This window comes from Pseudoduganella umbonata (genome assembly GCF_014192225.1).
Taxonomy (GTDB): Bacteria; Pseudomonadota; Gammaproteobacteria; order Burkholderiales; family Burkholderiaceae_D; genus Rugamonas; species Rugamonas umbonata.
This window is the reverse complement of record NZ_JACHXS010000002.1, coordinates 741172-765716: the sequence shown is the minus strand read 5'-3', so window position 1 is coordinate 765716 and position 24545 is coordinate 741172. Positions and strand designations below refer to the sequence as shown.

24 protein-coding genes are annotated in these 24545 nt (G+C 65.5%); 14 read left to right on the top strand and 10 right to left on the bottom strand.

The window, feature by feature from the left end; all coding sequences use genetic code 11:
• Positions 1–94 precede the first annotated feature (94 nt).
• The gene (gene pepN, locus FHS02_RS08390) at positions 95–2758 is read right to left on the bottom strand and encodes an aminopeptidase N (RefSeq protein WP_137314493.1); all 2664 of its coding nucleotides are present in this window, start codon (positions 2756–2758) and stop codon (positions 95–97) included.
• Positions 2759–2953: 195 nt separating this feature from the next.
• Here pepN and FHS02_RS08385 point away from each other — a divergent pair, with 195 nt between their 5' ends.
• The gene (locus tag FHS02_RS08385; RefSeq protein WP_137314494.1) at positions 2954–3622 is read left to right on the top strand and encodes a DUF4136 domain-containing protein; all 669 of its coding nucleotides are present in this window, start codon (positions 2954–2956) and stop codon (positions 3620–3622) included.
• Positions 3623–3761: 139 nt separating this feature from the next.
• On the opposite strand, the gene FHS02_RS08380 is transcribed toward FHS02_RS08385, so the two are convergent.
• From FHS02_RS08380 to FHS02_RS08365, 5 genes are read right to left on the bottom strand one after another with little or no spacing between them, the layout of a single operon-like run.
• Positions 3762–5270 (bottom strand): S41 family peptidase, encoded by a 1509-nt coding sequence (locus FHS02_RS08380; protein ID WP_137314495.1) that lies wholly within the window; start codon positions 5268–5270, stop codon positions 3762–3764.
• Positions 5267–5389: a hypothetical protein gene (locus FHS02_RS31830; protein WP_259772472.1), complete on the bottom strand. Its 123-nt coding sequence runs from the start codon at positions 5387–5389 to the stop codon at positions 5267–5269. The genes FHS02_RS08380 and FHS02_RS31830 overlap by 4 nt, the downstream gene beginning before the upstream one ends.
• A gap of 1 nt (position 5390) precedes the next feature.
• Positions 5391–6368: a quinone oxidoreductase family protein gene (locus FHS02_RS08375; protein WP_137314496.1), complete on the bottom strand. Its 978-nt coding sequence runs from the start codon at positions 6366–6368 to the stop codon at positions 5391–5393.
• Positions 6365–6778, bottom strand: coding sequence for a methylglyoxal synthase (locus tag FHS02_RS08370; RefSeq protein ID WP_137314497.1), 414 nt, complete (start codon positions 6776–6778; stop codon positions 6365–6367). Before FHS02_RS08370 ends, FHS02_RS08375 begins: the two co-directional genes overlap by 4 nt.
• A gap of 1 nt (position 6779) precedes the next feature.
• On the bottom strand, positions 6780–7706 hold the full coding sequence (locus tag FHS02_RS08365; protein WP_137314498.1) for a DMT family transporter: 927 nt from the start codon (positions 7704–7706) through the stop codon (positions 6780–6782).
• Between the two features lie 242 nt (positions 7707–7948).
• Between FHS02_RS08365 and FHS02_RS08360 the strand changes: the two genes are divergently transcribed.
• The 9 genes from FHS02_RS08360 to rng all read left to right on the top strand — a co-directional run bounded on the left by FHS02_RS08360 (position 7949) and on the right by rng (position 15978).
• The gene (locus tag FHS02_RS08360) at positions 7949–8767 is read left to right on the top strand and encodes a DUF4214 domain-containing protein (RefSeq protein WP_175424824.1); all 819 of its coding nucleotides are present in this window, start codon (positions 7949–7951) and stop codon (positions 8765–8767) included.
• Positions 8768–8861: 94 nt separating this feature from the next.
• Positions 8862–9587, top strand: coding sequence for a YebC/PmpR family DNA-binding transcriptional regulator (locus tag FHS02_RS08355; protein ID WP_137314500.1), 726 nt, complete (start codon positions 8862–8864; stop codon positions 9585–9587).
• Between the two features lie 172 nt (positions 9588–9759).
• Complete coding sequence (gene purD / locus FHS02_RS08350) at positions 9760–11028, top strand: phosphoribosylamine--glycine ligase (protein WP_137314501.1); 1269 nt, start codon at positions 9760–9762, stop codon at positions 11026–11028.
• A gap of 19 nt (positions 11029–11047) precedes the next feature.
• Complete coding sequence (gene hemF, locus FHS02_RS08345) at positions 11048–11956, top strand: oxygen-dependent coproporphyrinogen oxidase (RefSeq protein WP_137314502.1); 909 nt, start codon at positions 11048–11050, stop codon at positions 11954–11956.
• Positions 11953–12633 carry a nicotinate-nucleotide adenylyltransferase gene (locus FHS02_RS08340; protein WP_229422218.1) on the top strand — a complete coding sequence of 227 codons (681 nt, stop codon included), beginning with the start codon at positions 11953–11955 and terminating at the stop codon, positions 12631–12633. The genes hemF and FHS02_RS08340 overlap by 4 nt, the downstream gene beginning before the upstream one ends.
• Before the next feature lie 6 nt (positions 12634–12639).
• On the top strand, positions 12640–13347 hold the full coding sequence (gene rsfS / locus FHS02_RS08335; RefSeq protein ID WP_137314504.1) for a ribosome silencing factor: 708 nt from the start codon (positions 12640–12642) through the stop codon (positions 13345–13347).
• Between the two features lie 9 nt (positions 13348–13356).
• Positions 13357–13827, top strand: coding sequence for a 23S rRNA (pseudouridine(1915)-N(3))-methyltransferase RlmH (gene rlmH / locus FHS02_RS08330; protein ID WP_137314505.1), 471 nt, complete (start codon positions 13357–13359; stop codon positions 13825–13827).
• Positions 13828–13897: 70 nt separating this feature from the next.
• Positions 13898–14518 (top strand): Maf family protein, encoded by a 621-nt coding sequence (locus tag FHS02_RS08325; RefSeq protein WP_137314506.1) that lies wholly within the window; start codon positions 13898–13900, stop codon positions 14516–14518.
• Positions 14515–15978 carry a ribonuclease G gene (gene rng / locus FHS02_RS08320; RefSeq protein ID WP_137314507.1) on the top strand — a complete coding sequence of 488 codons (1464 nt, stop codon included), beginning with the start codon at positions 14515–14517 and terminating at the stop codon, positions 15976–15978. Before FHS02_RS08325 ends, rng begins: the two co-directional genes overlap by 4 nt.
• 81 nt (positions 15979–16059) lie before the next feature.
• On the opposite strand, the gene FHS02_RS08315 is transcribed toward rng, so the two are convergent.
• On the bottom strand, positions 16060–16584 hold the full coding sequence (locus tag FHS02_RS08315; RefSeq protein WP_175424825.1) for an FxDxF family PEP-CTERM protein: 525 nt from the start codon (positions 16582–16584) through the stop codon (positions 16060–16062).
• A 344-nt stretch (positions 16585–16928) separates the two neighbouring features.
• On the opposite strand from FHS02_RS08315, the gene FHS02_RS08310 reads away from it, so the two are divergent.
• Positions 16929–17966: a tetratricopeptide repeat protein gene (locus FHS02_RS08310; protein WP_137314509.1), complete on the top strand. Its 1038-nt coding sequence runs from the start codon at positions 16929–16931 to the stop codon at positions 17964–17966.
• 49 nt (positions 17967–18015) lie between these two features.
• Here FHS02_RS08310 and FHS02_RS08305 read toward each other — a convergent pair whose 3' ends face one another.
• The 3 genes from FHS02_RS08305 to FHS02_RS08295 are packed head-to-tail and all read right to left on the bottom strand — an operon-like array spanning position 18016 to position 21900.
• Positions 18016–19545: a GGDEF domain-containing protein gene (locus tag FHS02_RS08305; protein WP_137314510.1), complete on the bottom strand. Its 1530-nt coding sequence runs from the start codon at positions 19543–19545 to the stop codon at positions 18016–18018.
• A gap of 16 nt (positions 19546–19561) precedes the next feature.
• Entirely contained in the window at positions 19562–20626 is a 1065-nt protein-coding gene (waaF, locus tag FHS02_RS08300) for a lipopolysaccharide heptosyltransferase II (protein WP_229422219.1), read from the bottom strand.
• Positions 20626–21900 (bottom strand): O-antigen ligase family protein, encoded by a 1275-nt coding sequence (locus FHS02_RS08295; protein WP_137314511.1) that lies wholly within the window; start codon positions 21898–21900, stop codon positions 20626–20628. The genes waaF and FHS02_RS08295 overlap by 1 nt, the downstream gene beginning before the upstream one ends.
• A gap of 28 nt (positions 21901–21928) precedes the next feature.
• Between FHS02_RS08295 and FHS02_RS08290 the strand changes: the two genes are divergently transcribed.
• The 3 genes from FHS02_RS08290 to FHS02_RS32055 all read left to right on the top strand — a co-directional run bounded on the left by FHS02_RS08290 (position 21929) and on the right by FHS02_RS32055 (position 24526).
• Entirely contained in the window at positions 21929–22765 is an 837-nt protein-coding gene (locus tag FHS02_RS08290; RefSeq protein ID WP_137314512.1) for a glycosyltransferase family 2 protein, read from the top strand.
• 313 nt (positions 22766–23078) lie between these two features.
• Positions 23079–23309, top strand: a complete 231-nt coding sequence (locus FHS02_RS08285; protein WP_137314513.1) for a DUF6139 family protein — start codon at positions 23079–23081, stop codon at positions 23307–23309.
• Between the two features lie 179 nt (positions 23310–23488).
• Entirely contained in the window at positions 23489–24526 is a 1038-nt protein-coding gene (locus FHS02_RS32055) for a glycosyltransferase family 4 protein (protein ID WP_137314514.1), read from the top strand.
• The last annotated feature ends 19 nt before the right edge of the window (positions 24527–24545 follow it).

The following is a 24545-nucleotide window of genomic DNA, read 5'->3' as shown; positions in this document are numbered from 1 at the left end:
TGGTTCGCGAGCGCTTTTTCGTACGTCCGGTCCGCCGCAGCGGAACATCGAAGACCAGCGGCTGGCGTTGCGCAGCAGGTTTATCGAGGTTCCCTCAGTTCGCCAGCGCTTTGGAGATGACTTCCATCACGTCGTTGGACAGCTTCGGTGCACCCGCCACTTTTTCCAGCGCGCGGCGCATGTGCGCCTGCAGCTCCGGGGCGTAGCGGCGCCAGCGGTCCATGCTGCGCGCGAAGCGGGCCGCCACCTGCGGATTCAGCGCATCGAGCTTGACGACGTGCTCGGCCCAGAATTCGTAGCCGCTGCCGTCCTTCGCGTGGAACTGCGACGGGTTGCTGTTGGCGAAGCTGAACAGCAGGCTGCGTGCGCGGTTCGGCGTGCGCAGCGTGAATGCCGGGTGCCCCATCAGTTCGCGCACGCGCGCCACGTTCGTGGTCGGTGCGCTGGCCTGCATGGCGAACCACTTGTCGACCACTAGCGCCTCGCCCTTGAACTGGTCGTAGAAAGCCTGCAGCTGCTCTTCCACGTCGGCACCGCTGTGGATCAGCGCCGTCAGCGCCGCCGCGCGGTCGGTCATGTTGGTCGCGTTGTTGAACTGGCGGCGCCCGAGGTTGATCGCATGCAGGTCCGGCGCGGCCAGCAGGTAGGCCAGCGCCAGGTTCTTCAGGCCGCGCTTGCCGGCCGAGACGGCGTCCGGGCTGTAGTCGCCCGGCGTTTCGTTCGCGGCAATGGCATTCAACAGTTCGGTGCGCATCACTTCGGCGATCGTGCGGCGCATGAACTGGCGCGCGTGGTGGATCGCCTGTGGATCGACCACTTCCATCTGGTCGGCGATCACGGATTCGGACGGCAGGATCAGCGCCTGCTCGCGGAAGGCTGCCTCCAGCGTATCGTCGAGCAGGAGCGCGCGCTGGGCGGAGACGAACGTGTAATCGAGTTCGAGCTTGTCGCCCGCCTGCACGGCGGCGGTCAGCTTGAGCAGGCGCGTCATGGCAAGGCGCTGGCCCGCTTCCCAGCGGTTCACCGGGTCGCTGTCATGGCGGAACAGGTGCAGCAATTCGTCGTCGGTGTAGGGATACTCGAGGATCACCGGTGCCGAGAAGTCGCGCAGCAGCGACGGGGTCGGCGCTTCCGGAATGCCGTCGAACGTAAACTCCTGCTGCGCTTCGGTCAGCTCCAGCACCACCGTGGTGTCGCCGTTCGGGTTCAGCGGCAGGTCGCGGCCGCTGCCGGCCAGCAGGCCGACGGCGACCGGAATGTGGAAGGGCAGCTTGTCCGGCTGGCCCGGGGTCGGCGGGCAGTGCTGCGAAAGCGTCAGCACATAGCGCTGCGCGCCGGCGTCGTATTCTCCGCTGGCGGTGACGACCGGCGTGCCGGCCTGGCTGTACCAGCGCTCGAACTGCGTCAGGTCGCGCTCGTTCGCCGATGCCATCGCGGCGCGGAAATCGTCGCACGTGACGGCCTGCTCGTCATGCCGCGCGAAGTACAGGTCCATGCCCTTGCGGAAGCCTTCGCGGCCCAGCAGGGTCTGGTACATGCGCACGACCTCGGCGCCTTTCTCGTACACGGTGACCGTGTAGAAATTATTGATCTCCACGAAGGAATCCGGGCGCACCGGGTGCGCCATCGGCCCGGCATCTTCCGGATACTGCGCCTGGCGCAGCGTGCGCACCTGGTCGATGCGCGTGACGGCGCGGCCGCTCGCGGTGCCGATCATGTCGGCCGAGAATTCCTGGTCGCGGAACACCGTCAGGCCTTCCTTCAGCGACAGCTGGAACCAGTCGCGGCACGTGACGCGGTTGCCGGTCCAGTTGTGGAAGTATTCGTGGCCGACCACCGCTTCGATGCCGGCGTAGTCGGTGTCCGTGGCGGTGGCGGGATTGGCCAGCACGAACTTGGTGTTGAAGATGTTCAGGCCCTTGTTTTCCATCGCGCCCATGTTGAAGTCGCCGACGGCGACGATCATGAAGCGGTCCAGGTCCAGCTCGAGGCCCCAGCGTTCCTCGTCCCAGCGGATCGAGTTCTTCAGCGACTGCATGGCATAGTCGGTCTTGTCGAGATTGCCCTCCTCGACCCAGACCTGCAGCAGCGCATCGCGCCCGTCGGCCAGCCTGAACGTTTCTTCCTGGCAGACCAGCTTCGCGGCCACCAGCGCAAACAGGTACGACGGCTTCTTGAACGGATCGTGCCATTTGGCGAAATGGCGGCCGTCATCGAGGTCGCCCGCTTCCACCAGGTTGCCGTTCGACAGCAGCACCGGGTACTTTTCCTTGTCCGCACGCAGCATCACGGTGAACACGGCCATCACGTCCGGCCGGTCCGGGAAATAGGTGATGCGGCGGAAACCCTCCGCCTCGCACTGCGTGTAGAAACTGCCGTTCGAGACGTAGAGCCCGGACAGCGTGGTGTTCTTTTCAGGGGCGCAGACGGTCTCGATTTCCAGCACCACATTCAAAGGCGCCTTCTTGATGGTCAGCGTGTTCGCCCCCAATATGTACTGGCCGGGGTTCAGCTCGGTACCGTTCAGCCGGATCGCGACGAGGTCGATGTCTTCGCCATGGAGGACGATGTCGCGCTCGCCGCGCTCGCCCTTACCGCCCTTGCCGCCTTTGCTGGCCGGATTGTGGCGCAGCGTGATGCGGTTGGCGACGATCGTGCGGGCGGGGTCGAGGTCGAATCCCAGTTCCACCGTTTCGACGAGGTAGCTGGGCGGTGTGTAATCCTTGCGGTAGATCGTCTGCGGGCTGTCGGTTCTCATGGGGGCCTTCACCTTCATTGCGGACAAAAGATTATTTTACCAACACCGGCGCCTTGCATGCCCGCGATTTGCTGCCGTGCCGGTTGCGATCGTTTCAGCTTTCCGTGCCGCCGTAACATTCTGTAATAATTGAGGAGTGCAAGCGGGGCAGTCATACACTGTATGTGGGGAAATACCTTTTTCTGGGAGTAGATCATGAAATCCTTCGCCATCCTCGTCGCAGCAGGCAGCCTGCTGCTCGGCGGGTGCGCAACCACCATCCGCAGCGACGTCACGGTATTCCACCAGTGGCCAGCCCAGCTGCAGGAGAAAACCTATGTGTTCGATACGCCGGCGCCGAGCGAGGACACGCTGGAATACCGCAGCTACCAGGGGCTGGTGGCCAATGAACTGTCGAAGCTGGGCTTTGCCCAGGCCGGCGCGCCGGAACAGGCGAAACTGCGCGTCGATATGGCGTTCTCGACCATCGACCGGCCGACCCGCGTGCTGCAGGCCTACGATCCGTTCTGGACCGGCGCCGGGCCACATTGGGGAATGTACGGGGGCATGTACGGCGGCTGGCCGTACCGCGGCGGTTTCTATCCTTCGCGTTACCGCTACCGCCACTGGGCGTTCCGGCCGTATTACGACCCGTGGATGTTCGGCCCGACCGAATACCGCGAAGTCATCCGGCACAACTACGAGCGCAAGCTGAATGTGTCGATCGCCGACAACACCGGCAAGAAGCTGTACGACGTCACGGTGCAGAACACCAGCCGCCGCCAGTCGACGCCCGCCGTGATGCCGCTGCTCGTGCAGAGTGCGTTCACCGGCTTCCCGGGCGAAAACGGCAAGGCCAGGCAGATCGATCTCGAGCTGCAGTAACTTCGGGAAACATTGCTGCAAAAATGGGGTACGTCCCCATTTTTCCAGAAACATTGCTTGAAACAAAAATGGGGACGGACCGGGACGCCGGACCGCCTGTTTTCTGGGAAATTTCCTTAAAAACAGGGTCCGTCCCTATTTATTTTCCGAGCGTGGCGGCAGGTGCCAGGTCGCGCTCGACCACGGCCCGGAACTCGGCGGTGGTCCACTGCAGGGCGGTCACGGTAATGTCCGGCCGGTAGAACTCGCCGTTGCCGCGCGGCCGGTCGACATACAGCTTGACGGGCACGATCACGCGGGCGAGACCGCCCGGCAGGTCTTCCGAACGCACTTCCATATAGGTTGAATCGGCCGAACTGGGTGCGCCGATCAGCTTCGTGTTCGGGAACAGCTTGAACACGTCCACCGCGTCGAGGCAGGAGCTGGCGCAATAGCCGGGCACGATCACATACACGGGGCGGGAAAAGGCCGGCGGCTCGCCTGGCCGGTCGGCCTGCGGATTGGCAGCGGGCGCCGGCGCATTTTCGTTGGCGACGTAGTACGGCTTGCCGGCCGCCAGCGCTACGCGCATGCCCGCCTCGTGCGCGGCGGCCCAGCTCGCGATCGCGGTTTCCTTCTTCGCGGTGAAGGTCTCCACGATGTTCCTGAAGTGGGCGATATTGCCGGGCGACGCGCGATACCAGACGCGCTCGCGGGCCGTACGCGCCTCGGCACGGCGCCGTACCCGGTCGGCACCCCACAGCGCGGCGGCGAAGCGGGCGCTCCACACCGAGTTGCCGCCGCCGTTGCGGCGCAGGTCGATCACCACCGCGTCCGCGTTCAGGAAGCGGTCCCGCTGCGTCTCCACCTGGCGATAGACGGCATGGTAGGCGGCCCGCTCGGCATCCGATGGGTGGAAGGTCGGCATCGCCATCCAGAACAGCTTCGGGCGCGGCTCGGTCAGCCCGACCGGCAGCGTGTCGGGCGCCATGTCGTCCACGTGCCAGGCGGACGCCTGGTCCGTCACCGGCCGCCAGGACAGCTCCCGTTCGATGCGTTCGCCGCCCCATTCGAACACGCAGCGCTCCGGCCGGCGCAGGAAAGGATTGTGCGAATCGACGAACAGCCGCGGCGCCAGGCTCCACCACTGCCCCTCCTCGTCACTGCGGCCCTGGAACGCGAACACGTTCTCCTCCATCAATTGCCGGGCCGGCTTGCCATCACAGGAAACGATCCGCTCGCCCTGCCGCGCGGCGCCTTCCTCGGCGGCATGGACGTAGAGATCGCCGCGCCAGGCCGCCACGAAGCCGGGCCATTGCCGCGAGGCCAGTGCGCCGCGGTCGAATTTGACATACATGCCGGCGTGGCCATCGTGGATGCGGGCCGTGAAGCCCTGCACCGCCGCCAGGTAGCCATCGGCATCCGTCACCCGCGACGCCAGCGCCAGGCCATGGTCGCGCGCAGCTTCGAGATTGCCGACGAAGGACGGGTTGTGCGGATCGAGCGCGCCCGCATGGTTCGCCATGGTGATGTCGTAGGCGGCCGCGATGTCGCGCGCCGCGGCCGCCTGCCAGCCGGCCGGCGCATCCGGCAGTACAGGTGCAGGGCCGGGGGCGGCAGCAGTAGCGGTAGCAGCGGCCAGCATCAGGATCGGGAGCAGCCGCTTCATGTGAACAAGGCCTCGCTGGCGAAAGTGATCAGCACCACCAGCACCAGCGCCAGCAGCAGTGCGACCAGCAGGCGGCCGAATTTCGGGTTGCCGTCGTCTTCTTCGTTCGGGTTGGCCATATCAGTGCGGGATCAGGATCGACGAGCCGGTGGTCTTGCGCGATTCCAGGTCGATGTGCGCCTGCGCCACGTCCGGCAGGTGGTAGCGCTGGTGGATGGCGATCTTCACTTCGCCGCTGGCGACCACGCCGAACAGCGAGCGGGCCGTGGCTTCCAGGTCTTCGCGCTTGGCGGTGTAATGCATCATCGTGGGCCGCGTCAGGAACAGCGAACCGCGCGACTGCAATTCGGACGGCGCGAACGCCGGCACCGGCCCGGAAGCGTTGCCGAAGCTGACCATTAGGCCCAGCGGCGCCAGGCAATCGAGCGAGCCGTGGAAGGTGTCCTGCCCGATCGAATCGTAGACCACCGACACGCCCTCGCCGTTGGTCAGTTCCTTCACTTTCGCCACGAAGTCGTCGCGCTTGTAATTGATCACGTGCGCCGCGCCGTGCTCGATCGCCAGCGCGGCCTTTTCATCCGACCCCACGGTGCCGATCAGGTTCACGCCCAGCACCCTGGCCCACTGGCAGGCGATCAGGCCGACGCCGCCGGCGGCCGCGTGCCACAGCACCGTGTCGCCCGGCTTCAGGCGCGCGGTGCGGTGCAGCAGGTACTGCGCCGTCATCCCCTGCAGCATCATGGCCGCCGCCGTCTCGAACGCGATATGGTCGGGCAGCACCACCAGCAGGCTGGCCGGCAGGTTGCGTTCCTGCGCATAGGCACCGTTCGGGCGGCCGGCGTAGGCCACGCGATCGCCCACTTTCACGTGCGTGACGCCCTCGCCCACCGCCTCCACCGTGCCCGCGCCTTCCATGCCCAGGCCGTTCGGCAGGTCTTGCGGATACAGGCCGGTGCGGAAGTACACGTCGATGAAGTTGATGCCGATCGCCGCATGCTTCACGGTGGCTTCGCCGGGGCCGGGCGGGCCGACCTCGACATCCACGTACTCCATCACTTCCGGGCCGCCGGTGCGGCTCATCCTGATTGCCTTGCTCATTGCGCCTCCCCGTACGATGCGGCGGTTGCCGCTTGCAGTTGCGACAGCACCAGGTGCGCCGTCGCCATGTTGGTGGCACATGCCACGTTGTGCACGTCGCAGGCCCGCACCAGCGCGTTGATGTCCGGCTCGTGCGGCTGCGGCGTCATCGGATCGCGCAGGAAGATCACCGCGTCGATCCGGTCCTCCACCAGCAGCGCGCCGATCTGCAGGTCGCCGCCCAATGGGCCGGAATGCTTGCGGTCGACCGTCAAGCCCAGCTCGCCGGCCAGCCGGCCGCCCGTGGTGCCGGTGGCGGTCAGCGTGCAGTTGCGCAGGAACGCCAGGTATTCGCCGGCCAGGGCGATCATGTCGTCTTTCTTCTTGTCGTGGGCGATCAGGGCGATGCGGGGGGCTGCGGTGGCATTCATCTCAGTTTCCGGTCTTGGGTTTGGCGGGATTGGCATGCGAGAGCAGGTAGACGCCGGCCAGCACCAGCGCGGTGCCGGCCAGCTGCCAGCTCGTAACGGGCTCGGCAAGGATGACGGCGCCGAGGAACAGCGTGGAGACGGGGCCGATCATGCCGGCCTGCGAGGCCGCGCCGGCGCCGATGCGCTGCACGGCGGTCATCGTCATGAACACCGGCGCCACCGTGCACAGCAGGCCGTTCACCAGCGACAGGCCATAAACCGGCATCGGCTGGAGCAGGCCCGCCGCCGGCCGCAGCAGGAAGTACTGGCCGATGCAGGCGGCGCTGGACACGCACATCGCGTACGCCACCAGCCGCAGCGCGCCCAGGCGCTTGACCATTTCACCGGACAGCAACAGGTAGGCCGCGTACGCGGCGGCCGAGCCCAGCACGAGCGCGGAACCCAGCAGCACGTTCGGGCCGCCACCCTGCAGGTCGTGGACGAACACGAAGACGATGCCGGCATAGGAGACGGCCAGCGCCAGCCACTGCAGGCGGCCGATGTGCTGGCGCAGCCAGGTAGCCGAGATCAGCAGCACGAGCGTGGGCGTGAGAAACAGGATCAGGCGTTCGAGACCGACGGTGATGTACTGCAGGCCGAGGAAATCGAGAAAGCTGGACAGGTAATAGCCGACCAGCCCGAGCCCGACGATGCGCCAGCGGTCGGCGGTGGACAGCGGCGCGGCGCCGCGCATCTGCCACAGCGCCACCGCGGCAAACACGGGCAGCGAAAACAGCATGCGAAAGGCGATCAGCGTGACGGCATCGATCTGGTAGCGGTACAGCAGCTTGGCAATGACGGCCTTGGCGGAAAACAGCATGGCGCCGCCGACGGCCAGCGCCAGCCCGCCAAGATAGGACGTGGATGGAGTCGTTATGGTTTTGTCCATCGGGCCATTGTAAGGGCAAACCGCCTTCAATGCCGGCCTCTGCCTTATACACCAGGCGCTCCGCCGCCACCGCACGATTGAAAGCCATCATCGACAACTCAGCCTTTTAGTTGTAGCCTTCATATTGCATTATTGTTATGCAAATAAGGCAAGTGTGCCGCAGGAGTGCGGGCGCCGCGGCCGACACGATCGGCATTGCAGCCCCGCAGCGAACAGGAAACCCCGAGAAACAAGGAAAAATCATGGCAGACTCACCCACCATCCAGGGCGGCACGGCCGCCAGCGAGACCCTGACCGGTACCGCCGAGCAAGACTTCATCTGGGGCCAGGGCGGCGCCGACACGCTGATCGGCGGTGCCGGCAGCGACCGCCTGGACAGCGGCGAATACGACCAGGGCGCGCGGCCCGACTACATCGGCGACCGTCTCGACGGCGGCGACGGCAACGACGAACTGAACGGCGGCTCCGGTAACGACCTGCTGATCGGCGGCGCCGGTACCAACTACCTGATCGGGAACGGCGGCTACGATACCGCCATCTATGCCGGTGCGCGCGGTGACTATACCGTGGCGATGAGCAACGGCGCGCCGGTCGGCGTTGCCTCGACTGCCGGCCCGACCGATACGTTCAATACCGTCGAGCGCCTGAGCTTTTCGGACATCTCGATCGCCTACGACATCGATGGCAACGCCGGGCGCACGTTCCGGCTGTACCAGGCGGCGCTGAACCGCGAACCGGACGACCAGGGCCTGGGCTGGTGGCTCAACCATGCGGACCATGGACTGGGCTGGGAAAACATCGCCGCGGGCTTCATGCAAAGTCCCGAATGGGCGAAACTGTATGGCGCCGACCCGAGCGACAGCGCGTTCATCGCGTCGCTGTACCGCAACGCGCTGCACCGGGAATTCGACCAGGGCGGCATGGATTATTACCTGGACAAACTGGACAACGGCGCCACGCGCGCGCAGTTGCTCGTCTGGTTCTCCGAAAGCCCGGAGAACCAGGCGGCCGTCATCGGCCAGATCAGGAACGGCATCGAGTACGAATTGTTCACCGGCTGACGGCTCCCCGCCACGGCCCCTGGCGGCGTAATCGGCAAGGGGCGGTATGCTAGAATACCGCCCTCGATTGCATACCGTCTAAGGAAAATTGAACATGGCTGGACACAGCAAATGGGCCAATATCAAGCATAAAAAGGCTGCAACGGACGCGAAACGCGGCAAGATCTGGACCCGCCTCATCAAGGAAATCACCGTTGCCGCGCGCATGGGCGGCGGCGACATCTCGACCAATCCGCGCCTGCGCCTGGCGGTGGACAAGGCAGCCGATGCCAACATGCCCAAAGACAACGTGCAACGCGCGATCACGCGCGGCACCGGCGGCGAAGACGGCGCAAACTACGAGGAAGTCCGCTACGAAGGCTACGGCATCGGTGGTGCGGCGGTCATCGTTGACTGCATGACCGACAACCGCGTGCGCACCGTGGCCGAAGTGCGCCACGCATTCAGCAAATACGGCGGTAACATGGGCACGGAAAACTCCGTGTCGTTCCTGTTCAAGCATTGCGGCCAGTTCCTGTTCGCGCCCGGCACCGATGAAGCGACGCTGATGGATGCGGCGCTCGAGGCGGGCGCCGAAGACGTGGTCGCGGACGAGGAAGGCGGCTTCGAAGTACTGTGCGCGCCGAACGATTTCGCCGCCGTCAAGGATGCGCTGGACAAGGCCGGGTTCAAGGCCGAGGTGGCCGAGATCGTGATGAAGCCCGCCACCGAGACCGTGTTTACGGGCGACGACGCGGTGAAAATGCAGAAATTGCTGGACGCGCTGGAAAACCTGGACGATACCCAGGAAGTCTATACCAACGCCGTAATTGAAGACTAAGTCGAAGACCAGGTACTACCCAGGCGGTGCCCGGAAATCGGGCGAAGAAGCAATCGCATGATGCAGCAGCGGCCCGCGGGCCGCTGTTTCAGTCTCCGAGGTTCTTTCCGCCTGCGTGCACCACGATGCGCGCAGGCGGAAACAGCTTCTAAAAAACCAACCGAAGATCCCTATGAAAATTCTGGTAGTCGGCTCCGGCGGCCGCGAGCATGCGCTGGCTTGGAAATTGGCCCAATCGGAACGGGTGCAGATCGTCTACGTCGCGCCCGGCAACGGCGGCACGGCCCGCGACCCGCGCCTGCAGAACCTGCCGATCACGGACCTGGGCGCACTGGCCGAGTTCGTCACGCGGGAACACATCGCGCTGACCGTGGTGGGTCCGGAAACGCCGCTGGCCGGCGGTATCGTCAACCTGTTCCGCGCGCGCGGCCTGAAGGTCTTCGGTCCCACGAAGGAAGCGGCACAACTGGAGTCGTCGAAGGATTTCGCCAAGGCATTCATGAAGCGGCATGGCATTCCTACCGCCGAGTACGAAACGTTCAGCGATGCCGCCCAGGCGCACGCCTATATCGACGCCAAGGGCGCACCGATCGTCATCAAGGCCGACGGCCTGGCCGCCGGCAAGGGCGTTGTCGTGGCGATGACGCTCGATGAAGCGCACCAGGCGGTCGAGCACATGCTGTCGGACAACCGCTTCGGCGATGCCGGCGCGCGCATCGTCATCGAGCAATTCCTGGCAGGCGAAGAAGCCTCGTTCATCGTCATGTGCGATGGCAAGAACGTGTTGCCGCTGGCCACCAGCCAGGACCACAAGCGCCTGCTGGACAACGACCAGGGCCCGAACACGGGCGGCATGGGCGCCTACTCGCCCGCGCCGATCGTGACGCCGGCGATGCATGCGCGCGTGATGCGCGAGATCATCAACCCGACGATCGCCGGCATGGCCAAGGACGGCATCCCGTTCTCCGGTTTCCTGTACGCGGGCCTGATGATCGACGCGGCCGGCAATCCGAAAACGCTGGAATTCAACTGCCGCATGGGCGATCCGGAAACCCAGCCGATCATGGCGCGCCTGAAGACGGACCTGGTGACCGTGATGGAACACGCGGTCAACGGCACGCTGGACGCCGTGGGCCTGGAGTGGGACCGCCGCACCGCCGTCGGCGTCGTGCTGGCCGCGGCCGGCTATCCGGACGATCCGGTGAAAGGCAATGTCATCGAAGGCATTCCGGCCGAAACGCCGGAATCGGTCACGTTCCACGCCGGCACCGCCGAGGTCGACGGCCAGCTGGTCACTTCCGGCGGCCGCGTGCTGTGCGTGGTCGGCCTGGGCGACTCGATCAAGCTGGCGCAGAAGCAGGCCTATGAAACGGTCGGCGAGATCCGCTTCGACGGCATGCAGTGCCGCCGCGACATCGGCTGGCGCGGCCTGAAGCACTGATCGCCGGGACTCGAGAAAGATGACGACACCCAACCCCGAAGCCGTCAAGGCCTGGCTGATCGGCCTGCAGGAGCGCATTGTCTCCGCCCTCGAGGAAGCCGACGGCAAGCCGTTCCTGCGCGACGCCTGGCAGCGCCCCGAAGGCGGCGGCGGCATCTCGCGCCTCGTCGAGGAAGGCAATGTGCTGGAACGGGGCGGCTGCAACTTCTCGCACGTGACGGGCGCGAAGCTGCCGCCGTCGGCCGCGGCGCACCGCCCCGGCATCGGCGGGCGCGCCTGGGAAGCGATGGGCGTGTCGCTGGTACTGCACCCGCGCAACCCGTATGCGCCCACGGTGCACATGAACGTGCGCTTCTTCTCGACCTCCACCGAGGACGGCACGCCGGTCTGGTGGTTCGGCGGCGGCATGGACCTGACGCCCTACTACGGCAACGAAGCGGACACGCGCCACTTCCATCGCAGCTGCCGCGAAATGCTGGCGCCGTTCGGCGACGACCTGCATCCGCGCTTCAAGCAATGGTGCGACGAGTATTTCTACCTGAAGCACCGCCAGGAAGCGCGCGGCGTCGGCGGCATCTTCTTCGATGACTTCAACGAGCGCGATTTCGACACCAGCTTCGCGATGGTGCAAAGCGTGGGCGACGGCTTCCTGGGCGCCTACCTGCCGATCCTGCGCAACCGGCAGGACACGCCGTACGGCGAGCGTGAGCGCGACTTCCAGGCATACCGGCGCGGCCGCTACGTGGAATTCAATCTCGTGTTCGACCGCGGCACGCTGTTCGGGCTGCAGTCGGGCGGGCGCACCGAGGCAATCCTGATGTCGATGCCGCCCGTCGTCAAATGGCGCTACGACTGGCACCCGGCGGACGGCACGCCGGAAGCGGCGCTGTACACCGATTTCCTGCCGCACCGCGACTGGCTGGCGTGACCGCGCCGCATTGTCCTGCCGCCTTCCATTGCATCCTGCTGCTGGGCGGCAGCTTCGATCCGATCCACAATGGCCACGTGGCGCTCGGCGCCACGTTCGTGCACCTGCTCGGCGCCGCCGAGCTGCGCGTGATCCCCACCGTGCCGTGGCAGAAGAGCAGCCTGGTGGCGACCCCGGAACAGCGTGCGGACATGGCCGCGCTGGCGTTTGCCGGCCAGCCGTATCGCGTGGTCGTCGACCGCCAGGAGATCGACCGGGGCCGCCCCACTTATACGGTCGAGACCTTGCGTGCCATCCGCGCCGAGGTCGGTCCGGATACCGCCCTGTGCTTCCTGATGGGCGCCGACCAGCTGCAGCGCCTGGATACCTGGCACGACTGGCAGGCGCTGTTCGCGCTGGCACACCTGTGCGTGGCGGCGCGTCCAGGCTTCACGCTCGACGGGCCCGGCATCCCGGCGGCCGTGGCCGCCGAGTTCCGCAACCGGCTGGTGGCGCCGCAGCTGCTGTGCGGCCGGCCAGCCGGCAATACCTGTATCGCGGCCGACCTGGCGGTGGACATCTCATCCACCCGCATCCGGCAGCAGCTGGCCGGTGGAAACTATGAATACGATAGCGGCTCGCCGATTCCGGCGCCGGTGCTAGACTATATCGAACAACATAATCTTTATAAGAAGTAAAACTGAATGGATATCAAAAAACTGCAAGCCCTCGTCGTCGACGCCCTGGAAGATGTCAAGGGCCAGGACATCGTCCTGTTCGACACCACCGGCCTGACCAGCCTGTTCGACCGCATCTGCATCGCCTCCGGTACCTCGAACCGCCAGACACGCGCGCTGGCCGCTTCGGTGCGTGACAAGGTCAAGGAAGCCGGCGGCGACGTCATCGGCGTCGAAGGCGAAGACACCGGCGAATGGGTGCTGGTCGACCTGGGCGACATGATCGTCCACATCATGCAGGCCCCGATCCGCGCCTACTACCGCCTCGAGGAAATCTGGGGCGAGAAGCCGGTCAAGCTGGGCGCCGCAAAGCGCAAGACCTCCGCCGAAGGCAAGGCCGCCGAAGCGCTTGACGCCGTGCCGAAGAAAAAGGCCGGCCACCTGGCCGCCAACAAGGTTGCCAAGGAAGCCGAACCGGTGATCGAAAAGAAAGCCCCGGCACGCAAGCCCGGTACGGTGAAAGCGGCTGCCGCCGCGGGCGCCGTGGCAAAGAAAGCCGCCGCGAAGAAGGCCGCGCCGAAGCTCGAGGTCCCGGAAGGCAAGAAGGTCAAGGTTGCCGCACCGAAGGCCGCCGTGGCATCGGCAAAAGCCGCCAAGGAAGCCAAGGCCAAGGAACCGGCAGCTCCCGCCAAGACCGTGATCAAGCGGATCCGCAAGCCTGCCGCGGAAGAGTAAGGGTCGCCGATGCAGCTGATCATCGCTGCCGTCGGGCACAAGATGCCCGGCTGGATCGAGACCGGTTTTACCGAATACGTAAAACGGATGCCGCCCGAGCTGCGCATCGTGCTGAAGGAAATCAAGCCCGTCGAGCGGTCCGGCAGCAAGACCGCCGCCACCGCGATGGCGCTCGAGCGCGAGCGCATCGAAGCGGCGCTGCCGAAATCGGTGCGCATCATCGCGCTCGACGAACGCGGCAAGGATCTCACCAGCGTGGGCCTGTCGCAGCAGCTCGAACTGTGGCAGCAGGATGGTCGCGACACGGCTTTCCTGATCGGCGGTGCCGACGGCCTCGATCCCGGCCTGAAGGCAAAGGCCGAAGGGCTGATCCGGATTTCCAGCATGACGCTGCCGCATGGCGTCGTGCGGGTGATGCTGGCCGAACAACTCTACCGCGCCTGGACGATCACGCAAAACCACCCCTATCATCGGGTTTGATCCCGATGGGTTGATCCCGATGGATGCATCCCGGCCCTGGCCGGGCCCTGGCTCAAATACAACAACAACGATGAAACCGGTCGAACGAAAAATCTACCTGGCGTCGAAAAGCCCGCGCCGCCGCGAACTGCTGCGCCAGATCAGCGTCGATTTCGAATTGCTGCTGTTGCGCAGCGATGGCCCGCGCGGGGCCGACGTGACGGAGGAAGTGCTGCCGGACGAGCCGGCCGATGTCTACGTGCGCCGCGTCGCGAACGAGAAGGCCGACTTCGCGTTCGACCTGTCGCGCCGCCGCCACCTGCGGCCGCGCCCCGTGCTGACGGCCGATACCACGGTGGCGATCGATGGCGCCATCCTCGGCAAGCCGGCCGGCAAGGACGAGGCGCAGGCGATGCTGCGCCAGTTGTCGGGCCGCACGCACCAGGTGCTGACCACCGTGGCGGTGCGCACGCACGATTTTTCGGACAGCTTCACGCAAGTGTCGCAGGTGCGCTTCGCGGCACTGAAGGATAGCGATATCCAGGCTTACTGCGCCACCAGCGAACCTTACGACAAGGCCGGCGGCTACGGCATCCAGGGCCTGGCCGCGATGTTCATCGAACATATCGATGGCAGCCATTCGGGCATCATGGGCCTGCCGCTGTTCGAGACGGCGGACCTGCTGCGCCGTGCCGGCCTGAGGCTGCCATGAGCGAAGACATCCTCATCAACATCACGCCGCAGGAAACGCGCGTCGCCCTGGTGCTGCAGGGCGCCGTGCAGGAACTGCACATCGAGCGCACGCTCACGCGCGGCCTGGCCGGCAACGTCTATTCGGGCAAGGTGGTGCGCGTGCTGCCCGGCATGCAGTCGGCGTTCATCGACATCGGCCTGGAACGCGCCGCGTTCCTGCACGTGGCCGACATCTGGGAAGCGCGCCCGCACGACGGCACCAATGCGACGCCGACGCCGATCGAGAAACTGCTGTTCGACGGCCAGGTGCTGACGGTGCAGGTGATCAAGGACCCGATCGGCACCAAGGGCGCCCGCCTGTCGACGCAGATCTCGATTGCCGGCCGCATGCTGGTCTACCTGCCGCAGGACTCGCACATCGGCATCTCGCAGAAGATCGAGAAGGAAAGCGAACGCGAGGCGCTGCGCACGCGCATGCAGGGCCTGCTGCCGAAGGAAGAAAAAGGCGGCTACATCGTGCGCACGCAGGCCGAGGATGCCGGCGACGGCGACCTGGCCGCGGATATCGAATACCTGCGCAAGACCTGGGCCGCGATCACGCACGGCGCGCGCACGCGGCCGCCGACCTCGCTGCTGCACCAGGACCTGTCGCTGGCCCAGCGCGTGCTGCGCGACTTCGTGCACGATGAAACGGCCACCATCCAGGTCGACTCGCGCGAGAACTTCGTCAGCCTCACCGAATTCGGCAAGACCTACACGCCCAGCGTGCTGCCGCGCATGCACCATTACACGGGCGAGCGCCCGCTGTTCGACCTGTACGGCGTGGAAGAGGAAATCCAGCGCGCGCTGGGCCGGCGCGTGGACCTGAAATCGGGCGGTTACCTGATCGTCGACCAGACCGAGGCGATGACGACGATCGACGTCAACACGGGCGGCTACGTGGGCGGGCGCAATTTCGCCGACACGATCTTCAAGACCAACCTGGAAGCGGCGCACGCGATCGCGCGCCAGCTGCGGCTGCGCAACCTGGGCGGCATCATCATCCTCGATTTCATCGACATGGAAAACGCCGAGCACCGCAGCGCCGTGCTGACGGAGCTGAAGAAGGCACTGGCGCGCGACCGCACGAAAGTCTCGGTCAGCGGCTTTTCGGCACTGGGCCTGGTGGAAATGACGAGGAAGCGCACGCGCGAGTCGCTGGCCCACATCCTGTGCGAGCCCTGCCCTGCCTGCAGCGGCAAGGGGCAGGTCAAGACATCGCGCACGATCTGCTACGAGATCCTGCGCGAACTGCTGCGCGAAGCCAAGCAGTTCAACCCGCGCGAATTCCGCATCCTCGCCTCGCAGGAAGTGGTCGATCTGTTCCTCGAGGAGGAATCGCAGCATCTCGCCATGCTGGGCGACTTCATCGGCAAGAAGATCTCGCTGCAGGTGGAAACGTCGTACCACCAGGAGCAGTACGACGTGATCCTGATGTAACCCCCGCGCGCCGTCTTCGGCAACCCCGATAACGGTGCGGCGCGCGGGTGGCTTTACCAGCCTGTGCGGCTGGCAAAATCCTTACTTCGCTTGCGAACGGCGGCGTGCCGCCACGCCCAGCAGGGCCATGCCGCCCAGCAGCATGCCGTAGGTGGCCGGTTCCGGCACCGCCGAGACCGACACCAGGCCGCTGTAGGCACCCGCGGCCTGCGAAACCACCGAACCCGTTACCGCCACGTAGTAGCCGGTACCGGATGCCACGTTGGACAGGTCCAGGCTCCACTCGTCATACTTGCCGGTCAGCAGTTGGCTACCGGCGCGCACCAGCGTGCCGTCGTTCGCGTACAGGCCGAAGCCCGTGATGTCCAGGCCCACCTTGGCATTGCCAGCGCTCGAGTACAGGCTGGCCGTGAAGGACGAGATACCCGACAGGTCGAACGCGTACGTGTCGGTGAACGTGTCGCCGGAATGGTTACCGGTAATCAGACGGCTGAAGGCACCTGCGCCATCGATGACTTCAACGTTGCCGGCCGGCAGGCTGATGTCGTCAGCCTGTGCGCCCATGGCCGTGCACGCGAGCGCCAGCGATACAGCGATTTTCTTCATGTTCGTCATAGTTGCTCCTTGAATGAATGGATGAGGTTGTCGAAGAGCGTACAAAGTAGCAAAAATTGTGTTTTCGGCAAACGAGGATGTGATCGCTTTCACTTCCTGCTGTGCCAGGCCCGCAATCGGCCATACGACGCCGCGCTACCAGAAAACCCCTCATAAACAGTGACTTGCAAACTGCATAGGAGCTTTACGCACGCCAATGTAGGAGAGCGCCTACATCAACAGGCGATTCGATGACACGTCGTCGATTGGCGACATCGTCGGCTAGCGTACGTCGCGGGAAATACACGATTCTTGCTGTTATCATGCATCTTCATCAACAAAGCTAGCCGCACGACATGCCACTGGAATTTGAAGCCATCGATGCCGAATCGGGCGAATTCGGCTATACCGAAGACAAGTACGGCCCCCTGCTGGGCCGGTTCAACGACATTCTCGACCACCATGAAACCGGTGAACTGAGCGATGCGAAATACCTGGCCGCGCTGCAGGAGCTGCTGGCCCAGGCGCCGGACTTTATCGATGCGCATACGCAGATCGCCTTCCACTGGCACCGGCAGGGCAAGCCGAAGAAGGCGCTCGACGCCGCGCTGGCCGGCCTGGCGATGGCCAACCGGCAGATCCCGCCGGGCTTCACCGGCCGCATCGAATGGCTCAACATCGACAACCGCGCGTACCTGCGCATGATGCATGTCGCGGTGCTCGCGTACGTGCGGCTGCGCCGCCACAGGGATGCGGCGGCGCTGATCGAGCAGATGCTGCTGCGAAATCCGAACGACAACCAGGGCGTGCGCTTCCTGCTGGGCTCCGAGTTGCAGCGCATCGATCCATATGGGGGCACGCTGGAACAGCGCGAACGCGTGATCGCGGTATGCGCCGAGCATGCCGGCACCTACCCGCCCTACTGGTATGAACTGGCCCTCGCCCACCTCCATCGCGAGCGCTGGGTAGCCGCCGCGACAGCCCTGCGCCGCGGTTTCGTCACCAATCCCTACGTTGCCGAAATCCTTGGCGGCAATCCCGAACCCATGCCGCACATGGCCTGGCATCCGGACGACACGACGCTGCCCGATGCTGCGAAAGACTACGTTGCCAGCTATGGCGCATTGTGGGGTTGCCACCCTGCCCACATACTTTTCGTGCACTGGCTGTTCAACCACCCTGAGGTACTCGTCGAGCGCGCATCGGTCATGGCATGCCGGGAAGCGCTGCTGTGGGAAACCGATCCCGGCAAGCGCGGCGAAATCCTGGTGCGCGTGGACGAGCTGACGGCGCGCATCGACGACAGCCTGTCCGCCGCGATCGTCGTGCAAAGGGAAACGGTGGGCCGGCGCCTGGTGTGGCCCTGGGAACTGCAACTGACCCTGCTCGACTGACCCTGCTCGACTGACCCTGCTCGACTGAGCCGGACCGCGGGGGGAAACCTCAGGTAGCGGCGGCGTCGTCCTGCCGGCAGATCCGGTTGCGGCCCGCGCCCTTGGCCGCATACAGCGCCCCATCGGCCCGTTCCACCAGCGTGGCGGCATGATCCACGCCGCGGCGCGGCACCATGGATGCGACGCCGCCGCTGATCGTCACGATACCCAGCGGGCTGCCCGCATGGGGCAACTTCAGATCCTGCACCGCCGCGCGCATCCGCTCGGCCACCGCTTCGGCACCGGCGGCATCGGTGTTCGGCAGCAGCACGGCCAGTTCCTCGCCCCCATAGCGGGCCGCCAGATCGCCGGCCCGTTTCGGCGTCTGCTGGCGGATCGCGCGCGCCACCGCGCGCAGGCAGTCGTCGCCCGCGCTGTGGCCGTAGTGGTCGTTGTAGGCCTTGAAGTTATCGACATCGATCATCGCCAGCCCCAGCGGTGCGCCATGCCGGGTTGCGCGGCTGAACTCGTTGCCGAGGGATACATCGAACTGACGGCGGTTCGCCAGGCCCGTCAGGCCATCCTGCAGCGCCAGTTTTTCCAGCGTGACGTTCACGCTGGCCAGTGCATCGCGCGCTGCGCGCAACTCCGTTTCCGCCTGCAGGCGCTGGCGCATCAGCCGTACCAGCCGCTGCCCGAACAGCGCCACCAGGCCCGCCAGCAGCAGCACGCCCGCCGTGCGCATCAGCGTGTCGTGCCACCAGTGGGCCAGCACTTCATCCTTGGACAGCGCGGCCGTGACGAACAGCGGATAGTTCGCCAGCGGGCGGTAGCTGTTCAGCCGTACCTGGCCATCCTGCGTCGAGCGGAATATGCCGGTGCCGGTCCTGGCCACCTGCGTATAGGCATCGTACAGCGGTGTGCGGGCGATGCTGCTGCCGACGGCTTCCGACCTGAACGGCCGGCGCACCAGCAACGTGCCGTCGTCGGACAGCAGGCCCACGGCACCGTCGCGGCCGATGTCGAAGCTGGCATAGAAACGGCGGAAATACTCGATATCGATGGTCGCCAGCACCACGCCGCCGAAGCTGCCGTCCGGCTTGTCGATGCGGCGCGACAGCGGGATCACCCACCTGCCGGTCGACCGGCTGGTGACCGGCTTGCCGATATGGGCGCCCGTGTCCTTGTTCTCGCGGTGATGGCGGAAATATTCGCGGTCGGCGTTGTTGGCGTCACTGTCCAGCCGGGGCCGGGAATTGGCGATCCAGCGCCCCGTTTCGTCATAGAAGAACATGCCGTTCAGCTGTGGCAGCATGCGCACGTGCAGTACCATCAGCCGATGCAGCCGTTCCAGCTGGCGCGGGCCGGTGCCGTCGACTTCGATGCGCTCTTCCAGGTCGGCCAGGCTGTTGTCGGCGGCGCGCAGCGTATCGTCGGCATGGCCGCTCATCGCCCGTGCCAGGTTGGTGGCGTTGCGCTCGGTGTGTTCCAGCAGGACCGTGCGGGCGACCCAGCTGCGTTCGAAATCCAGCGCCACCAGCGCCACGCAAACCAGGGTCACGAACAACGTGGTCCAGAACGTGACCGGCAGGCGCTTCATCGCCGGTGCCTCCCGCTCAGGCCGTAACGGCTGCCGGCAGCATCGGCTGCAGGGTGTGCCAGACGGTGCCGGCATCGAGCTTGCGCATGCAGTCGTGGTGCCCCAGCGGGCACTCGCGCTGCCGGCATGGCGAGCAGTCGAGCCGCAGCGACAGCGCCGCCGCCACCGTCGAGAATGGCGGCGCATGATCCGGGTCGGTGGGGCCGTAGATGGCCACGACCGGCCGGTCCAGGCTCGATGCCACGTGCAGCAGGCCGGAATCGTTGCTGACGACGGCATCGCTGTGGCCGACCAGCGCCACCGCCTCCGCCAGGCTGGTCTGGCCAGCGATGTTCAGCACGGCCGATGCGGCGGGTGTGCCGGCGAGGGCGGCAAGGATCTCATCGCACACGGGACGGTCTTTTGGCGAGCCCAGCAGCGCCACCTGCGCGCGCGGTACCTGCGCCACGATGGCCTGGGCCAGCGCGGCGAAATGGGCCGGCGGCCAGCGTTTGGCGGAACCGAACTCGGCGCCGGGAGCGAACACCACCAGCGGATGCTGCGGCGCCAGCCCGGCCTTCGCGCAGGCGGCGGCCACCTGCTCCGCCGTCACCTGCAGCACCGGTTTCGGCGCGGGTACCAGTGGCGCATCGGGCGCGTTGGCCAGCGCCGCGTAGAACGGCACCATCGGGCGGGGCGGCACGTCGTCATGGTGCATCACGTTGATCAGGCCGTAACGGCTTTCGCCCTTGTAGCCGACCCGGCGCCGGATCCCCGCCAGCCACGGGATCAGCGCATACTTCAGCGTATTCGGCAGCACGTAGGCCTCGGCATAGCCGCGCGCCTTCAGCAGGCGCGCATAGCGCCAGCGCTCGCGCAACTGCAGCGGGCCATGGCGGAACGGCGTCTGCAGCACCTCGTCGACTTCGCGCATCTGGCGCCACACGGGGGCTACGGCGGGCGGTGCCAGCACGTCGATCGGCCGTTCCGGATGCATGGCACGCAGCCGTTGCAGCAAGGGCTGCGCCATCACGGCATCGCCGATCCAGTTCGGGGAGATGACGAGGATACGGGACAAATCCGGGGTCAGATTCGGGGACATCACTGCTTTCCTTCACGGGCATTCAGGCACAGGCCCACCAGCATGAACAGCATCAGCGCATAGAACATCGCGCTGCGCATGGACCAGAAGATCACTTCCGTCAGGCCGAAACTGAAGTAGCTCAGCACCAGAAGCAGTCCGGCCAGCGCCGCCGACACCAGTGCGGGCGGTGCCGATTCATGCGAGTGCAGCATGCGCAGGAAGAACAGGAACGGCAGCAGCAGCGTGCCGAACCAGCACATCAGGCCCAGCACGCCGCCGAACACGAGGGCCTGCAATGCATCGTTGTGAAAATGCTCGGCCTCCAGCACGAACGGCTGCAGCGTGCCGGCGGCCACCAGTTCGCCGAGTTCGGCTTTCACCTGTTCCTGGCTGTTCGGCATCCACGGATCGCGCGCGGCCAGCAGCACGGCGCCCTTCCACAATTCCAGCCGCACGCCCACGTTGGTGAACGCGCTGCCGCCGCTGAAATACGTTTGCACGTCGCTGACGCCCTGCTCCAGCCGTTCGCTCATGCCGCTCTGGGGCACGAAATAGGCGCCGATCATCAGCACCGCCACCAGCGCGGCGGCGCCCTTGGCGAACCGGCCGCGCAGGTAGTGGCCATACTTGAGGAACAGCAGTGCCGCGAACACGATGGCCACCCAGCCGCCGCGCGTGCCGGTGGCAAGCGTACCGATCAGGCCGGCCACCACGCCAAGCGCGGGCCAGAGGCGTTGCCGGCCGCGGAAATCCAGTACCGCGGCCAGGCACATCAGGCCCATGCACAGCACGATGTCGCCGAACGTGATCGCATTCATCAAGCCGCCGGGCCGGTCGATGTGGAGGACCCAGCGCTGGTAGCCGGCCAGGCAGGCGCCGCCGACGGCGCCGCCGATCAGGCCCCACCACAAGGCCATGCGGCTCGGCCGGCAAGCGAGCACGGCCATAATCGCGGTGGCGGCAAGCAGCATGCGGCTGGGCTTCTCGAAGTTGCGCAGGTAGACCTCGGCGTGCAGCAGCACGGTCAGGCCGGCAAACAGGCAGGCTGCGGCGAAAGCTGTCAAAACGCCGCGGATGTCGTTAAGATGACGCCGGAACTCCGGCAGGCCCTGCCTGTGGCACCAGATCGCCGCCAGCAGGAACCCGAAGCTGCACAGGCCAACGCCGGCATTGGTGATCAGGGTCAGGAAGGGCAGGAGGAAGACCAGGCAATTGACGGTAATGGCGGCAACAGTGGAAACAGCGGCTACAGGTGTAACGTCGTCGGCTTGCCTTGCAATATTTTTATTCATCAATGTTCTTGTGGGGCGCGCCGACTTCATGCAACCAGCGTCAAAAATCTCTGTCATTGTCACGACCTATAACCGCCCGGACGCGCTGGCGGCCGTGATCGAAGCCTGCTTTGCACAGGATGACCCGCATTTCGAAATCATTATCGCTGATGACGGCTCCACGAACAACACACGGGACTGCGTGGAAGCGCTGCGCCGGCGCGCGCCGGTGCCGTTGCAGCACGTATGGCAGGCGGACCAGGGCTTCCGCGCGGCGCGCGTGCGCAACCTGGGCACGCTGGCCGCCAGTGGCGACTACATCGTGTTCCTGGACGGCGACTGCATCCCCGAAAAGAACTTCGTATCGCAGCACCGCAAGCTGGCGCGCCCCGGATTCCTCGTTTCCGGCAGCCGCGTGCTGCTGTCCGAGCGGTACACCCGCACGCTGCTCGATGCGCACATCGACTTGCACCGGCTCGGCGCGATCGACCGGCTGAAGCTCAGGCTGGCCGGCGACTTCAACAAGTTCCTGCAAACGGTGCTGGTGCTGCCGGACGCCGGCCGCGAGCGGCGCAAGTTCAGCTGGCGGCGCATCAAGAGCTGCAACCTGGCGGTCTGGCGCCGCGACCTGGATCGCGTCAACGGCTTCGATGAGAGCTTCACGGGCTGGGGCCACGAGGATTCCGACCTGGTGGTGCGGCTGTTCAATGCCGGCGTGCTGCGCAAGGACGGCGCCTTCGCCACCGAGGTGTATCACCTGTGGCACCGCGAAAACCAGCGCGACCAGGAAAGCTCGAACCGCAAGGTGGTGCTGCAGCGCGCCGCGGACGGCACCATGCTGGCCACCGCGGGCCTGCATGAACTGGCGGCCGAACTGGCAAAATGAGCAGGCAAAATGCGCCTCGGACCGGCATGGCGCGGCGCCGCGATGCCCATCCCGGGCCGCTCGGCCATCCGGAACGGCGGCCCATCGGGTGCGGAGTACAATCGAACGGGTAACGGCGGCGTGTGCGGTACCGAACTGATCTTGCATGCGGGTACTGCCAAGCTGGCTACTCATTCAACATGCGTGAATTTGAGCAAGCTTGTGAGCAAACTCGTGAGCAAACTTTTGAGCAAACTCGTGAGCGAGCTCATCAGCGAACTCATCAGCGCACGCATCGGAAAACGCAAGAGCAACCCAACGAGGAGGAACCGCAATGCGCCTGGATATTTACCGACGACCCGAACACGATGGCATCTTTTCCTATCTGGCTGTGCCGGAAGGAAAGCCGATCCCGCAGGAAGCAATCAATACTGACTGGGAACCGGAAGCCAAAGCGCTGGAAGTCGACGACGACGCCGACACACTGCCCGACTTCCATATCGAACATCTGCCCGAACAGATCGGCACCAAGGGCTATGCGATCACCGGCCTGAAAGACATGTAAGCTGGCCCACGGGGTATCCGGCCGGTGCCGGATGCCTTGCAGAAGTGCTTGCGCTGTGCTGGCGCAACGCCGGGCCTCCGCCGCGCGCCGCCGCGGCGTTCGCTGGCGGTTTCAACGGGTTACAATTAACAAATTGGTAATGCGTCTTTGTTAATTCCCCAACCGTCACAGGGCCCGCCGTGATCCACTTTTTCCCCACCTATACGAAGGACGGTACGCGTTCGCCGTTCGCGCTCGGCCTGAAAGAACTTGGCGTCGATTACCGGCTGTTCGCGGACGATGTGCGCTTTCGCTATCACTCGCGGCTCAAGCTGCTGTTCGTCGGCTGGCCGAAACTGGCGTGGTTCGCGCTGCGCGCCGCCATCCGTTCGCTGATCACGAGCCGCACGCATCCGGAAGCGGTGGTGCTGGGTTCGGATATCGAAGTGCTGATCTTCGCGCCGCTGCGTGCCCTGTTCTCGCGCCGCACGCAGATCGTGCTGCTGGGTTTCATCCTCACACCGCGCAGTCATCCGCTGCTGAACCGCCTGCGCCTGCTGTACTTCCGCTTTGTGATGTCGTTTGTCGACAAGGTAATCTGCCACTCGAAGAAGGAGCGCGAACGCTACAGCGAGCTGTTCGCGAACGGCCGCACCGAAGTGTTCTATATCCCGCACGGCACCCACATCTACGGGCGCGAGGAATTGCCGGAAGCGGCGGATTCGCCGTACATCCTGACCGCCGGCCGCTCCGGCCGCGACTACGGCACGCTGTTCGCCGCGATGGCCGGCCTGCCGATCGACCTGCACGTGGTCTGCGACAACGACAAGCCGCTCGCCGGCCTGGCGATTCCGCCCAACGTGAAGGTGCTGCGCAACTGCTACGACGGCGACTATGTCGAACAGCTGAAAAACGCGCGTTTCGTGGTGGTGCCGCTGGGCGTGGCCGACATCTCGGCCGGCCAGATGGTGCTCCTGCAGGCGATGGCCTTCAACAAGGCCACCGTCATCACGCGCACGCTGACGGTCGAGGACTATGTCAGCGACGGCAACGAGGCGCTGCTGGTGCCGCAGGGCGACGTTGCCGCGATGCGCGCCGCCATCGTGCAACTGCTCGGCGATGCGCCCTACACCGCGCAGATGGCCGACCGGGCCCTGCATGCGTTCGACGACCGGTTCGACATGAAGGCATTCGTCCGCAACCTCGTCGCCGCCGTGCGCGCCCCGCGCACCCGCTAAAAAGTTGCTCTAAAAATGG

Coding starts and splice junctions, on each gene's coding strand:
- pepN (WP_137314493.1), bottom strand. CDS start 2,758: ATGAGAACCGACAGCCCGCAGACGATCTACCGCAAGGATTACACACCG.
- FHS02_RS08385 (WP_137314494.1), top strand. CDS start 2,954: ATGAAATCCTTCGCCATCCTCGTCGCAGCAGGCAGCCTGCTGCTCGGC.
- FHS02_RS08380 (WP_137314495.1), bottom strand. CDS start 5,270: ATGAAGCGGCTGCTCCCGATCCTGATGCTGGCCGCTGCTACCGCTACT.
- FHS02_RS31830 (WP_259772472.1), bottom strand. CDS start 5,389: ATGGCCAACCCGAACGAAGAAGACGACGGCAACCCGAAATTCGGCCGC.
- FHS02_RS08375 (WP_137314496.1), bottom strand. CDS start 6,368: ATGAGCAAGGCAATCAGGATGAGCCGCACCGGCGGCCCGGAAGTGATG.
- FHS02_RS08370 (WP_137314497.1), bottom strand. CDS start 6,778: ATGAATGCCACCGCAGCCCCCCGCATCGCCCTGATCGCCCACGACAAG.
- FHS02_RS08365 (WP_137314498.1), bottom strand. CDS start 7,706: ATGGACAAAACCATAACGACTCCATCCACGTCCTATCTTGGCGGGCTG.
- FHS02_RS08360 (WP_175424824.1), top strand. CDS start 7,949: ATGGCAGACTCACCCACCATCCAGGGCGGCACGGCCGCCAGCGAGACC.
- FHS02_RS08355 (WP_137314500.1), top strand. CDS start 8,862: ATGGCTGGACACAGCAAATGGGCCAATATCAAGCATAAAAAGGCTGCA.
- purD (WP_137314501.1), top strand. CDS start 9,760: ATGAAAATTCTGGTAGTCGGCTCCGGCGGCCGCGAGCATGCGCTGGCT.
- hemF (WP_137314502.1), top strand. CDS start 11,048: ATGACGACACCCAACCCCGAAGCCGTCAAGGCCTGGCTGATCGGCCTG.
- rsfS (WP_137314504.1), top strand. CDS start 12,640: ATGGATATCAAAAAACTGCAAGCCCTCGTCGTCGACGCCCTGGAAGAT.
- rlmH (WP_137314505.1), top strand. CDS start 13,357: ATGCAGCTGATCATCGCTGCCGTCGGGCACAAGATGCCCGGCTGGATC.
- FHS02_RS08325 (WP_137314506.1), top strand. CDS start 13,898: ATGAAACCGGTCGAACGAAAAATCTACCTGGCGTCGAAAAGCCCGCGC.
- rng (WP_137314507.1), top strand. CDS start 14,515: ATGAGCGAAGACATCCTCATCAACATCACGCCGCAGGAAACGCGCGTC.
- FHS02_RS08315 (WP_175424825.1), bottom strand. CDS start 16,584: ATGAAGAAAATCGCTGTATCGCTGGCGCTCGCGTGCACGGCCATGGGC.
- FHS02_RS08310 (WP_137314509.1), top strand. CDS start 16,929: ATGCCACTGGAATTTGAAGCCATCGATGCCGAATCGGGCGAATTCGGC.
- FHS02_RS08305 (WP_137314510.1), bottom strand. CDS start 19,545: ATGAAGCGCCTGCCGGTCACGTTCTGGACCACGTTGTTCGTGACCCTG.
- waaF (WP_229422219.1), bottom strand. CDS start 20,626: ATGTCCCCGAATCTGACCCCGGATTTGTCCCGTATCCTCGTCATCTCC.
- FHS02_RS08295 (WP_137314511.1), bottom strand. CDS start 21,900: ATGAATAAAAATATTGCAAGGCAAGCCGACGACGTTACACCTGTAGCC.
- FHS02_RS08290 (WP_137314512.1), top strand. CDS start 21,929: ATGCAACCAGCGTCAAAAATCTCTGTCATTGTCACGACCTATAACCGC.
- FHS02_RS08285 (WP_137314513.1), top strand. CDS start 23,079: ATGCGCCTGGATATTTACCGACGACCCGAACACGATGGCATCTTTTCC.